Source organism: Streptomyces sp. NBC_01537 (assembly GCF_045040445.1).
In the GTDB taxonomy this organism is placed as follows: Bacteria; Actinomycetota; Actinomycetes; order Streptomycetales; family Streptomycetaceae; genus Actinacidiphila.
On record NZ_CP109392.1, the window covers coordinates 3,252,698 to 3,264,210 of the forward strand.

The 11,513-nt window shown below is 70.0% G+C and carries 13 protein-coding genes; 7 read left to right on the plus strand and 6 right to left on the minus strand.

What is annotated here, in order from left to right; translation table 11 throughout:
* The gene (locus tag OG607_RS14745) at positions 1-888 is read right to left on the minus strand and encodes a hypothetical protein (protein ID WP_405723354.1); all 888 of its coding nucleotides are present in this window, start codon (positions 886-888) and stop codon (positions 1-3) included.
* Positions 889-1,126: 238 nt separating this feature from the next.
* On the opposite strand from OG607_RS14745, the gene OG607_RS14750 reads away from it, so the two are divergent.
* A complete protein-coding gene (locus OG607_RS14750; RefSeq protein ID WP_405723356.1) occupies positions 1,127-1,648 on the plus strand; it encodes a SigE family RNA polymerase sigma factor in 522 nt (173 codons plus the stop codon).
* Positions 1,641-2,669, plus strand: a complete 1,029-nt coding sequence (locus OG607_RS14755) for a hypothetical protein (RefSeq protein ID WP_405723358.1) — start codon at positions 1,641-1,643, stop codon at positions 2,667-2,669. Before OG607_RS14750 ends, OG607_RS14755 begins: the two co-directional genes overlap by 8 nt.
* A gap of 193 nt (positions 2,670-2,862) precedes the next feature.
* Here the strand turns inward: OG607_RS14755 and OG607_RS14760 are convergent, their stop codons facing one another.
* Positions 2,863-3,549 carry a DUF6445 family protein gene (locus OG607_RS14760; protein ID WP_405723360.1) on the minus strand — a complete coding sequence of 229 codons (687 nt, stop codon included), beginning with the start codon at positions 3,547-3,549 and terminating at the stop codon, positions 2,863-2,865.
* Between the two features lie 79 nt (positions 3,550-3,628).
* Positions 3,629-4,762 (minus strand): ferritin-like domain-containing protein, encoded by a 1,134-nt coding sequence (locus tag OG607_RS14765; protein WP_405723362.1) that lies wholly within the window; start codon positions 4,760-4,762, stop codon positions 3,629-3,631.
* Positions 4,763-4,768: 6 nt separating this feature from the next.
* On the opposite strand from OG607_RS14765, the gene OG607_RS14770 reads away from it, so the two are divergent.
* The 5 genes from OG607_RS14770 to OG607_RS14790 all read left to right on the plus strand — a co-directional run bounded on the left by OG607_RS14770 (position 4,769) and on the right by OG607_RS14790 (position 9,147).
* The gene (locus tag OG607_RS14770; protein ID WP_405723364.1) at positions 4,769-5,686 is read left to right on the plus strand and encodes a diiron oxygenase; all 918 of its coding nucleotides are present in this window, start codon (positions 4,769-4,771) and stop codon (positions 5,684-5,686) included.
* A 34-nt stretch (positions 5,687-5,720) separates the two neighbouring features.
* Positions 5,721-6,449, plus strand: coding sequence for a TetR/AcrR family transcriptional regulator (locus OG607_RS14775; protein ID WP_405723366.1), 729 nt, complete (start codon positions 5,721-5,723; stop codon positions 6,447-6,449).
* Positions 6,450-6,511: 62 nt separating this feature from the next.
* Positions 6,512-7,423: a hypothetical protein gene (locus tag OG607_RS14780; RefSeq protein ID WP_405723368.1), complete on the plus strand. Its 912-nt coding sequence runs from the start codon at positions 6,512-6,514 to the stop codon at positions 7,421-7,423.
* 199 nt (positions 7,424-7,622) lie between these two features.
* Complete coding sequence (locus OG607_RS14785; RefSeq protein ID WP_329312537.1) at positions 7,623-7,892, plus strand: hypothetical protein; 270 nt, start codon at positions 7,623-7,625, stop codon at positions 7,890-7,892.
* Between the two features lie 106 nt (positions 7,893-7,998).
* Positions 7,999-9,147, plus strand: a complete 1,149-nt coding sequence (locus tag OG607_RS14790; protein WP_405723370.1) for an NlpC/P60 family protein — start codon at positions 7,999-8,001, stop codon at positions 9,145-9,147.
* Positions 9,148-9,201: 54 nt separating this feature from the next.
* On the opposite strand, the gene OG607_RS14795 is transcribed toward OG607_RS14790, so the two are convergent.
* From OG607_RS14795 to OG607_RS14805, 3 genes are read right to left on the minus strand one after another with little or no spacing between them, the layout of a single operon-like run.
* Positions 9,202-10,455, minus strand: coding sequence for a styrene monooxygenase/indole monooxygenase family protein (locus OG607_RS14795; RefSeq protein WP_405723372.1), 1,254 nt, complete (start codon positions 10,453-10,455; stop codon positions 9,202-9,204).
* 50 nt (positions 10,456-10,505) lie between these two features.
* Positions 10,506-11,129, minus strand: coding sequence for a GTP-binding protein (locus OG607_RS14800; protein WP_405723374.1), 624 nt, complete (start codon positions 11,127-11,129; stop codon positions 10,506-10,508).
* Positions 11,110-11,493: a DUF742 domain-containing protein gene (locus OG607_RS14805; RefSeq protein WP_405736772.1), complete on the minus strand. Its 384-nt coding sequence runs from the start codon at positions 11,491-11,493 to the stop codon at positions 11,110-11,112. The genes OG607_RS14800 and OG607_RS14805 overlap by 20 nt, the downstream gene beginning before the upstream one ends.
* Positions 11,494-11,513 lie beyond the last annotated feature (20 nt).

The window sequence follows — 11,513 nt, forward strand, 5'->3', positions numbered from 1 at the left end:
TCAGGCGAACTTCCCCTCGGCGACGTTGGTGTCGGGCCCGAGCCCGAGGAAGGGGTCACCGGACCGGTTGGGCTGCTCTGCCGGGACGAACGTGAACTGCACCATGCCGCGTGTCGTGCCCTCCGGTGGGATGCCGGCTCGGTGCAGGCACAAGGTCGTGTTGCAGAATGCCCCGAACCCGGCCGGCGCGTCGAACGCAATAACCCGCCTCGGGTCCTCCAGCATCGCCCTCGCCGGCCCCTTGACCCACCCCTGGCCGAGGTAGCCGCTGCGCATGATGCGCCGGGTGTTCGGGATGCTGTGCAGCCGGAAGGCGCCGCCCTCGGCGGTGACGCCGTCGTTCATCTGCACGAAGAACTTCAGGGTGGAGGTGGGGTGCTGGTCGTTGTGCCAGAGGTTGCCGTAGTGGTGCACCTGCCGTTGTTCCTCGGTGAGGTGGCCGATCCGCCACATCCGCACATGCTGGACCCGCCAGCGTCCTCCGTAATAGGCGTCGAGCGTCCGCAGCACGAGCGGGCTGAGCAGCTCCCGTACGGCCGGAACCTGCCGCATCGGCTCGACCACATACCGGACCGCCTCCCGGATCCGGCCACCCATGTCGACCGTCGCCGAGGCATCCTCGATGACCCGCTCGTACCCGCGCCGCACCTCTTCGATCAGCCCCTGGCGGTAACCGGGGTCCTGCACGGCGTACCCCAGCCTCGCCACGTCGGCCGCCAGCTCCACGCCCTCGGCGCTCAGCGCCACGGCCGGATCGGCCCGCCACCTGCTCAGCAGCCGCCGCTGGCCCCGGTTGTTCTCGGCCCAGGCGTCGTTCCCCCAGAACACCCGGGCCGACTCGAACGCTATCTCTCTACGGAGTCTGACCAGTTGGCCGACGCTCCCCATGACTCCCCCTGGCCGCTCACGCCACTGTGGCTGAAAATCGACTCAAGAGTAGGGAAGCCGGGGCAAGCCATCAACCGTTTCGGGAACTCTCCGGACGCTCGAAAATCCCCTGAAAAAGTTCTGCATCCGGATGCAACCCGCCCTGGGGGTCGGGCGTGATCATTGCAGCGGCTAGGGGCCGCGGGGGCAGGACAGGGGCAGGACATGGGGATGGGGATGGGGAACGGGATGAGGGACGATGCGCGAGGGCGATGATTTCGATGCGTTCTACGCCAATACGTCCAGACGGATGGTCGGGCAGGTCTACGCGATGGTGGGCAGCCTGACCGATGCCGAGGACGCCGTGCAGGAGGCGTACTCAAGGGCCTGGCAGCGCTGGTCCAAGATCCAGCAGTACGGAGATCCGGAGGGCTGGGTGCGCACCGTCGCCTACCGGATCGCGGTGAGCGCGTGGCGCAAGGCGGCGAACCGGCTGGTGGCGCACCGCCGGCACGGGGTTGCCGACGACGTGCCCGGCACGTCGGCCGACCAGCTCGCCCTGGCACATGCGTTGAAGCAGATCCCGGCCGACCAGCGGCGGGCGATCGTGCTGTTCCACCTGGTGGGCCTGTCCGTGGCGGAGATCGCCGCCGAGACCGGGGCACCGGCCGGAACGGTCAAGGCGCGACTGGCCCGCGGCCGCAAGGCCCTGGCCGGGCACGTATCCGAGTTTGCCGATGACGAGAGCACCGCCGGTGGGCGGGAGGCCCAGCATGCCTGAGCAGTTCGAACAGTTCGCAGACGAGACCAGCAACACACCGCAGTTCGACAACCAGCTCGCCGGTCTGGCGACGATGGCCGGGGGGGCCGCACAGATGAAGACGATGGACGCGATCCGTAAGCGTGGGGCTCAGCGCGCGATGCGGCACAAGACCGTGGGCGCGGTCCTCTCCGTGGGGATACTGGGCGCACTCGCCCTGGGTGCGGTCCAGTTCACCCAGCAGGGAGACGGTCAGCGGGTCCTCCCCGCGGGCCAGACCTCCTCGAACGTGCCCGCCTCCCTCAGCTCCTCACCGGCAGCCGGCGCATCGGTCACCGCGCCCGCGACACCGTCGAAGTCGGCGGCCACGGTCAACTCTCCGTCGGCGAGTTCCAGCACGTCGGGGGACCCGGGGGCCCCGCTCATACCCGGCGGCGACGTGAACACCGTGGTGCGCAACACCTGGCCGGCCGTCGACCAGCTGCCGTTCCACGCCCGGTACGCGTGGAGCGTGAAGGGCAACTGGCTGCCGGTGCAGTCGACCCAGGACCGCCAGTGGTTCTACTCCTGCCGCAGCGGTGACACCCTCTCCCACCTGGGCGCCAACGGCTACCAGTCGCTGGTCTACAAGGCGACCGCGCACACCGCCGAGACCGAGAGCGCGGAGGTGGTGCAGTTCTTCTTCAAGGACGACGCCGCCGCCGAGCGCGGACTGCAGCGGATCCAGGCCGACTTCACCGCCTGCTCCGCCAAGAACTACGGCGACATGGAGACCAACGAGACGCTGAAGAACACCGTCACCAAGACCGCCTCCAGCGCCAACGGCGCCGCCTACCTCCACACCCTGCGGCGCGCGGACGGCACGGCCGGTTCAGCGGCGAACATGGACTCCGACAGCCACATGTACTTCGTCCAGAGCTCCAACGTGGTCTCGATGGTCTACATCGGTTCCTCCGCCACCGCCATCGACGCCACCACCCAGGACTCGGCCACCCTCTCCGGCCTGACCGCCCGGCTGTGCGCCTACAGCGGCACCTGCTGAACCCGGGCGGGGCCTGTCCGGCGGATCTCCGCGGGACAGGCCCTGGTGCTGTGACCGCGTGCGTTCGCCGGGTTGCGCAGCCCGCCGGCTGCGCTGTGTCCTCAATCGCCGGACGGGCTGAATTCAGCCCGTCCGGCGATTGAGGACGGAACCGGCTGCCGGACGGCCCCGGCGAACCACTCCGGTCACCGCACTAGCGCTCGGCCATCCAGAAGAAGACCGCCGTCATCCGCTTGTCCTCCAGCGTGGTGCCGCAGTAGCCGCTGGCACTGTGGATGGTGTTGGCGGCGTAGAGGAGCAGGCGGTTGTAGCGGTAGGGCACGGTCACGTCCTCGACGAACGAGTCCGGCGGGACGAAACGCGTCCCCAGCGCGTCCACCAGGTTGTTGTGCGGGGCCGCCACGGTGTTGCCGCCGAGCACCCCGCCGGGCATGCGCTGCCGGTAGAAGCCGGTGCCACAGCGCTTGGGTGCGGTCGGGGTGAGGTAGAGCACCGCCGCGTACCGGCACACGGCCCGCGAGTCCGTGTGCGGCCGGGGCTCGGACTCCCCCTCGCCGACGACCTGGATGCAGTTGTGGTCGGTGACTCCGCCCATGGCCGAGGTCAGCGCCCATATTCTGCGCGCACCGGTCGCCTTCCTGACCAGCTTCTCCACATGCGCCAGCTCTTCCGGCTCCAGCCCCGGCTTCGTACGCAGCCCCGGCCAGGTCTCCGGCCGGTGCGGATAGCCCTGCGTCCAGTTGTCGGTGGCGAGGCAGCGCTCCCGGACCGCGTCGGGGTCCGGAAGGACGTCGTCCAGCACCCAGTAGTCCCGGCCGGGTGTGGGCTTGCGGTACGGAAGCGTGGGAAGCCCCATCCTCCGGGGCGGGCTCTGCGGCATTCCCCGACCCTAGGAGCCGCCTCACCCTCGACTGGATCATGTACCGGTCAACGTTCCGCCAAGCGGGGTCATGTACAGGTCAAGCCTCCGCCGCGCCCTGCGCGATCGCGTCGGCGACTTCCGCCACCCGGGCCGATTCCTCGGCGGCGAAGCGCTCGGCGTCGAGCTTGTCGGCGATCTCCTCGTCCTGGGACATGAGGAGGTCGAGGTTGGAGTCGCCCATGTCGAAGACACCCATGTCGAGGTAGGCGCGCTGGAGGCGCTCGCCCCACAGGCCGATGTCCTTGACGCAGGGGACGATGCGGCTGAAGAGCAGCCGGCGGAAGAGCTGCAGGTACTCGGAGCGCTCGCTGAGCTCCTCCGCCTCGGCCCGCGCGATGCCGAAGTCCTCCAGGACCTCGGCTCCGCGCAGCCGGTCGCGCATGAGGTAGCAGCCCTCGATGACGAACTCCTCGCGCTCGCGCAGCTCGGCGTCGGTGAGCTGCTTGTAGTAGTCGCGCAGCGCCATCCGTCCGAAGGCCACGTGCCGGGCCTCGTCCTGCATGACGTACGCCAGGATCTGCTTGGGCAGCGGCTTGTCGGTGGTGTCGCGGAGCATGCCGAAGGCGGCGAGGGCGAGGCCCTCGATCAGGACCTGCATGCCGAGGTAGGGCATGTCCCAGCGGGAGTCGCTCAGGGTGTCGCCGAGCAGCGACTGGAGGGAGTCGTTGATCGGGTAGGTCATGCCGATCTTGTCGCGGAGGAAGCGGGCGTAGATCTCGGCGTGCCGGGCCTCGTCCATGGTCTGGGTCGCGGAGTAGAACTTGGCGTCGAGGTCGGGGGCGGACTCGACGATGCGGGCGGCGCAGATCATGGCGCCCTGTTCGCCGTGCAGGAACTGGCTGAACTGCCAGGAGGCGTAGCTCTTGTGGAGCTCGCGGCGGTTGCGCTCCGACATCTTGTCCCAGTGGGGCGTGCCGTAGACGGCGAGGTTGGCATCGGGGATGCCGAGGGCGTCGTAGGGATCGACCTCGAGATCCCAGTCGATACGGGTGACGGCGTCCCACTGCTTGTCCTTGCCCTTCTGGTAGAGGGCGAGCAGCCGGTCGCGGCCGTCGTCGTAGTCCCAGGAGAAGCGGGCCGAGCCGGTGGCCTGGATGTCCCACACAGAAGCCTCCAAAGAGCGCCAAGGGTCGTCGAGGGTCTTGACGAGCTTGTTGACGCAGAGTCTCATAAGGGCATGGCTGCTGTAAGCCCCCCTGCAGACGCAAGCCCCTTCGCGTCGCGCGAAAAGATAGCGGAACGTCTGCTGGACGCGTCCGCCAAGCACTCCTTCGACCCCGACACCGAGCTGGACTGGGACGCGCCCTTCGAGGAGGGGAAGTGGTTCTGGCCGCCGGAGCTGTGCTCGCTGTACGACACGCCGCTGTGGAAGCACATGTCGCAGGAGCAGCAGATCGAGCTGAGCAGGCATGAGGCGGCCTCGCTCGCCTCCGTCGGCATCTGGTTCGAGATCATCCTCATGCAGCTGCTGCTGCGGCACGCCTACGACCTCGATCCCACCAGCGGGCATGTGCGCTACGCGCTCACCGAGATCGCCGACGAGTGCCGCCACTCCAAGATGTTCGCCCGCCTGGTCACCCGCCTCGGCACCCCCGTCTACCGTCCGAGCCGCATGGACCACAACCTCGGCCGCGTCCTGAAGACCGTCTCCACCACCCCCGGCGCCTTCACCGGCACCCTGCTGGCCGAGGAGATCCTGGACTGGATGCAGCGGCTGACCTTCCCCGACGAGCGCATCCAGCCGCTCACCCGCGGGGTCACCCGGATCCATGTCGTGGAGGAGTCGCGGCACATCCGCTACGCCCGCGAGGAGCTGGCCCGCCAGATGCGGACCGCCCCGCGCTGGGAGATCAACCTGACCCGCTTCGCCTCCGGGCAGGGCGCCAAGGTGATCGCCCGCTCCCTGATCAGCCCGCGGGTCTACACGGCCGTCGGGCTCGACCCGGCGTACGCGGCCGAACTGGCCCGCACCAGCCCGCACCGGCGGGATGTGATGAGGCAGTCGGCCGCCAGGCTGATGGAGTTCCTCAAGGAGATCGGCATGCTGCGCGGGCCCGCGCTGCCCCTGTGGCGGAGCTCGGGACTACTGGGCTGACCAGCCGGGGCCCATACGGCTATACGCTGCCCGCATGGACACCAGCAGGCGCGCCTACACCCGGCTGAGCGTCGAGGAACGCCGTACGCAACTGCTCGCCGCCGCGATCGACCTGTTCGGGCACCGCAGGCCGGAGGACGTCTCCGTCGACGATGTCGCGGCGGCGGCCGGGGTCTCGCGGCCACTGGTGTACCGCTACTTCCCGGGCGGCAAGGAGCAGTTGTACGAGGCGGCGCTGCGCAACTCGGCCGACGAACTGCGCCAGTGCTTCGTCGAGCCCGCGCAGGGCGAGCTGACGCAGCGGCTGTCGAACGCCCTGGACCGCTATCTGGCCTTCGTGGACGAGCACGACGCCGCGTACTCCGCGCTTTTGCGGGGCGGCAGCGTCGCCGAGACCAGCCGTACGAACGCCATAGTGGACGGGGTGCGGCGGGCAGCCGCCGTCGAGATCCTGGGGCACCTGGGGGCGCCCGGGCCGGGGCCGCGGCTGGCCATGATGGTCCGGTCGTGGATCGCGTCGGTGGAGGCGGTGTCGCTGACCTGGCTGGACGAGGGCAAGCGGCCGCCCGCCGGGGAGCTGCGGGGCTGGCTGATCGACCACTTCGTGGCGCTGCTGCTCGTCACGTCGACGACGGACGAGGAGACGGCGCGGGTCGCTCAGGCCGCACTCGCTCAGGAGACCAAGGGCAGCCCGGCCGGCGATCTCGCCCGCCGGGTCGCGCCGCTGGCGGAGGCCGTGGCGCATCTGCTGCCGCCTGGCTGAGAGCCGGCGGACCGGGCCGGAAACCCGTGGAGGATCGGTCACCGATCGCCGATGATGAGGTGATGACGACCGGTCACGTCCTTGAGATCGCCTGTGACGAGTCGGGCTCGGACGGCGAGAATCTCATCGGCGGGAACACCGACGTGTTCGCGCACGCCAGTGTGCGTCTGGCCATCGAATCGGCAGCGGATCACGTCCAGGAAATACGGAACCGGATTCGCTCCCCCGCCGAGCAGTACAAAGCGAATCACCTGCTCCGCACCAAACACCGCCCGGTCCTGGTCTGGCTGCTCGGCCCGGCCGGGCCGATCCACGGCAGCGCCCATGTGCACCTGACCGACAAGGCCTTCTTCGCCGTCGGCAAGGTCGTCAACCTGCTGGGCGGGGATCCCCCGATGGCGGTGACCCTGTACCGGGAAGGGCCGCGCGCCCTCGGCCCGCAGCAGTGGCAGGCCTTCCTGTCAGCCGCCAACAACCTGATGCGTACCGGGAGCACCAGGAACCGCCGGGACGTGACGACACCCGTCGAATCCTTCTTCCGGCTGCTGGACATCCTGCGCCCCGCCGCCCCGCAGCTCATGGACCCGCTCCGGCAGGGCCGGCCACGTGCCGAAGCCTTCCGTACGCGCCTTCTCGACACCCCGGACCTGATTCCGGCGCTGGACCCGTTCATACCGGCCGTCGCCCGGACCATCGCCTACTGGAGCGAGAACGGAAATCCCGTATCCATCGTCCACGACCGGCAGAACTCGCTGACCGACGAGCGCATCGCCTGGCTCAAAGAGGGCCGGCTGGCCGGCCTGAGGCTCGTCGAATCCTTCTCGGATCCCCGCGTCCAGCTCGCCGACTTCCTGGCCGGTGTTGCCCGCAAGATCGCCTCGGACCAGCTCAACGACCGCGCCGACCCGGAGCTCAGCACCCTCCTGCGACCGTACGTGGACCCGTCCTCGATCTGGCTCCGCTGGAAGCCCTAGGCCCTGTCCGGGCGATCATGGCCGGGTCCGCGACGCCACAGTGACATCAGCCGCTGGCGCGGCGGGCGGCACCTCGCGGCGTTGCCGAAAAGCCCACAGCCGAACCAGTCTGCGGGCATTCCGGCGCCTTGCGATGCACCGCGCCAGACGCCGCGGCCTATCCGACCCTGATCGCCCGGACAGGGCCTAACCTGGGCCGGTGAGACACGAGGACACGGAATTCGTCGGCGGCCCGCTGGACGGCAGGGTGCTGGGCGTACTGACCGGCGTCACCGGCCAGCCCCCCAAGGTGTACGAGGTACCCGTACCGCAGGACGGCGGCGCCCCGCCGGTGGTGCACGTCTACCACCGCGAGCCCAGCCCCGGGCCGCGCGCGCAGCGCCGCACGCGCTTCGTCTTCGTCTACGACCCCGAGGGGAACCGCCCCGACCGGGGCCCGAAGTGGCCGTGGACCAAACCGGCCCGCTGACCCCACGGCCGGACGGATACCCGGACGGACGGCCTCCCCTGTCGCAGTTCAAGCGGTCATGTAAGGATCTACCCGGAGTACGTGGATGTTGGGACGATCCGACAAAATGACCGAAAGCGGGGGTGAGGGAATGTCAGCGCTGCGGCGCGCACTCGTCTGCGGGGTGTTCCTGGCCACCGCCGCCCTCGCCGTCCCCGTCGTCCCGGCCCCCCGGGCTTTCGCCGACCCCGCCCCCTCCACGACGCAGCTCGCCGCCCTCCTCGACCGTCTCCAGGATCTCTACCTCCAGGCCGAAGAGGCCACCGAGACCTACGACGAGGCCAAGGCCCAGCTCAAGGAACAGCGCGGCACCGCCTCCCGCCTGGACTCCCAGCTCGCGGACGAGCGCATCGCCCTCGCCGAGGCCAAGGACCAGGCCGGGGCCCTCGCCCGTCAGCAGTACCAGGACGGCGGCGTGTCCCCGTACATGAACCTCATGCTCGCCGACACCCCCGAGGACCTCTTCTCCCAGAGCCACTTCCTCCAGCGCGCCGCCGGCACCCAGGCCGAGCTGGTCGAACGCCTCACCACCGGCGCGCTGCGCATCTCCACCCTCAACCGCGCCGCCCAGCACGCCCTCGACTCCTCCCAGAAGCTGGCCGCGCAGCAGCGCGAGGCCAAGCAGAAGGTCGAGGACAAGCTCGCCAACGTCGAGAAGATCGTCGCCGGGCTCACCGGCACCGAGCTCAGCGCCCTCCAGAAGCTCGAAGAGCAGGGCATAAACGCCGCCCAGCAGGCCTTCCTGGGTACCAACCAGCTCAGCGCCACCGACCTCACCCCCTCCTCCGGCGGCGCCGCCGCCATCCGGTTCGCCTACGACCAGCTCGGCAAGCCCTACGTCTGGGGCGCCGAGGGCCCCGGCTCCTACGACTGCTCCGGCCTCACCTCCAAGGCCTGGGCCGCCGCCGGCGTCGCCATCCCCCGCACCGCCGAACAGCAGTGGAAGCAGCTCACCCACATCCCCCTGAGCCAGCTGCGCCCCGGCGACCTCGTCGTCTACTTCAAGGGCGCCTCCCACATCGCCGTCTACATCGGCGACGGCCAGGTCATCCAGGCCCCCCGCCCCGGCGCCTACGTCAAGATCTCCCCCATCGCCGCCAACCAGCCCATCCTCGGCGCCGTCCGCCCCGACCCCGACGCCGAACCCATGACCGGCTACGTCTCCCCCACCGCCCCGGCCTCCGCCTCCGCCCCGACACCCATCGGGTCGGCCTGAGCCCGAGAGTCCGTGACTGAGGGTCAGTCTGCGTGCTCGCCGTAGCCGCTCCCGTCACCCGAGGGACGCGGATGACGCGGACGCCAGATACGCCGCCGTCCGCTCCGGCTCGTACAGGTACGCCTCGAAGTCGGCCGGGTCGTCGAAGCCATTGGCGAAACGATCCGCCACACCGGGGTACTCGGCACCCGCGCCGATGACAGCGAGGACGTGCGGAGGCGGCGGGCCGAGCAGCGCGTTGGTCCACTTGGTGACGTGGGCGGCGCCGGCGGGGCCGGACCAGAAGGCGTCGAAGGCGGACTGCATCCAGGTGCGGTCGAAGGGGAGGTCGCCGTGGCCGGTGATGGCGGCGAGGTAGGACGCGGCGCATTTGGAGGCGCAGTTGGCGCCCTGGCCGGTGATGGGGTCGTTGGCGACGACGACGTCGGCGACGCCCAGGACGAGGCCGCCGGAGGGCAGTTCGGCGACGGGGTGGCGTACGACGGGGGTGAAGGCGCCGGTGAGGGTGGCGCCGGCGTCGGTGAGCTCGACGTCACGGGCGCGCTCGTACTCCCAGGGGACGTACCGGCGCATGAGGCCGAGGGTGAGGGCCAGGTGCTCGGCGGGGTTCGTGACGCCGTCGAAGACGTCGAGGGGGCCGCCGGGCAGGGCTTCCCAGAAGAGGATGTCGCAGCGGCCGGAGGTGGTGAGCGCGGGGATGGTGATCAGCTCACCGGCGCCGGGGACCAGGTTGAGGCGTACCACCGACGGTTCGGCGGGGGAATCGGCGGGGGCCAGACCGTGGACGTAGGAGACGGCGAGGGCGCGCTTGGGGGCGGTGTACGGGGAGCGGGCGGCGTCACGGCCGAAGAGGGCGACCAGTTCGCCCTTGCCCGCGGCGACCAGGACCAGGTCGTAGGCGCGGGCGAAGTAGTCCAGGTCGGCGACGGAGGCGCCGTGTATGACCAGGCGGCCGCCGCGCGCGGCGAAGGTCTCCATCCAGCCGGCCATCTTCACCCGCTGGTCGACGGACTGGGCGTACGCGTCCAGGCGGCCGAGCCAGTCGATGGCGCGAGCGCCGTCGGGGGCGGCGACGGAGACCCCGAGGCCCTCGATGCGCGGGGCCTGGCCCTCCCAGGAGTTGAGGCCGAGGTCACGCTCGTGCTGGAGGGCGGTGTGGAACATGACCTGGGTCGACATGACCCGGCCCTCGCGGATCTCGTCGGCCGTGCGGTTGGACATGAGGGTGACCTCGTAGCCCCGGGACTGCAGGCCCAGGGCAAGCTGGAGACCGGCCTGGCCGGCGCCCACGATCAGTACTCTGCGCAAGTCAGTACGCTCTCTTGTACGAAATTGAGGGTCTGGGGCCCACGCCCCGGCTACTCGTACTCGTAATCGTCGGAAGCCTTGAGCGCCAGCTTGACCAGTTCCAGCAGAACCGCGACCACCGAATCACGCTTGCGCGCGTCGCAGATCATCACCGGGATGTGCTCGGGCACCGCCAGGGCCTCCCGCACATCCACCTCGTCGTAGGCCGTCGTGCCCTCGAAGTGGTTCACGGCGACCGTGTACGGCAGACCGCTGCTGTCGAAGTAGTCCAGCGCCGGGAAGACATCGGCCAGCCGCCGGGTGTCGGCGAGCACGACCGCGCCGATGGCGCCGCGCACGAGGTCGTCCCACATGAACCAGAAGCGCTGCTGGCCCGGCGTGCCGAAGAGGTACAGCACCAGCTCCTGGTCCAGGGTTATGCGCCCGAAGTCCATGGCGACCGTGGTCGTCTTCTTGTCCGGGGTGGAGCCGAGGTCGTCGATGTCCTCGCTGGCCCGGGTCATCACCGCTTCGGTGGTGAGCGGGGTGATCTCGGAGACGGCGCCCACGAACGTGGTCTTGCCGACGCCGAAGCCCCCCGCCACGACGATCTTGGTGGAGGTCGGGGCGTGGCCGAGGTCCAGCTGCCAGTCCTGCAGGCCCTCCTCCTCCGCGTCAGAGCCTGCGAAGTCCACTGAGCACCCTTTCGAGCAGTGCGCGTTCCGGAGCTCCGGGCCCGTGCCCGGTTCCGTACACGCGAATTCTTCCCTGGTCGGCCAAATCACTGAGCAGGACGCGTACGACGCCCAGCGGCATGCGCAGCAGGGCGGAGATCTCCGCCACCGAGCGCATCCTGCGGCACAGTTCGACGATGGCGCGCATCTCGGGCATCACCCGTGCCGCCCAGTCACCGGACGTTATCTCAAGCCGGTTCTCCGGGGCGTCGACGGTGGCGACGAAGGTCTCGACGAGCAGCACGTGACCCGCCCGGGTGCGGCCGCCGGTGAGGGCGTACGGGCGTACGCGGGAGGAGCGGCGCCCGGCGCCGCGCGTGGGCAGCCCCCCGACGGCTCCGGCCC

What these genes read in the sequence shown, in the direction of transcription:
- OG607_RS14755 (WP_405723358.1), top strand. Translation starts at nt 1,641, where the DNA reads ATGCCTGAGCAGTTCGAACAGTTCGCAGACGAGACCAGCAACACACCG.
- OG607_RS14770 (WP_405723364.1), top strand. Translation starts at nt 4,769, where the DNA reads ATGGCTGCTGTAAGCCCCCCTGCAGACGCAAGCCCCTTCGCGTCGCGC.
- OG607_RS14760 (WP_405723360.1), bottom strand. Translation starts at nt 3,549, where the DNA reads ATGCCGCAGAGCCCGCCCCGGAGGATGGGGCTTCCCACGCTTCCGTAC.
- OG607_RS14790 (WP_405723370.1), top strand. Translation starts at nt 7,999, where the DNA reads ATGACCGAAAGCGGGGGTGAGGGAATGTCAGCGCTGCGGCGCGCACTC.
- OG607_RS14780 (WP_405723368.1), top strand. Translation starts at nt 6,512, where the DNA reads ATGACGACCGGTCACGTCCTTGAGATCGCCTGTGACGAGTCGGGCTCG.
- OG607_RS14745 (WP_405723354.1), bottom strand. Translation starts at nt 888, where the DNA reads ATGGGGAGCGTCGGCCAACTGGTCAGACTCCGTAGAGAGATAGCGTTC.
- OG607_RS14750 (WP_405723356.1), top strand. Translation starts at nt 1,127, where the DNA reads ATGCGCGAGGGCGATGATTTCGATGCGTTCTACGCCAATACGTCCAGA.
- OG607_RS14765 (WP_405723362.1), bottom strand. Translation starts at nt 4,762, where the DNA reads ATGAGACTCTGCGTCAACAAGCTCGTCAAGACCCTCGACGACCCTTGG.
- OG607_RS14775 (WP_405723366.1), top strand. Translation starts at nt 5,721, where the DNA reads ATGGACACCAGCAGGCGCGCCTACACCCGGCTGAGCGTCGAGGAACGC.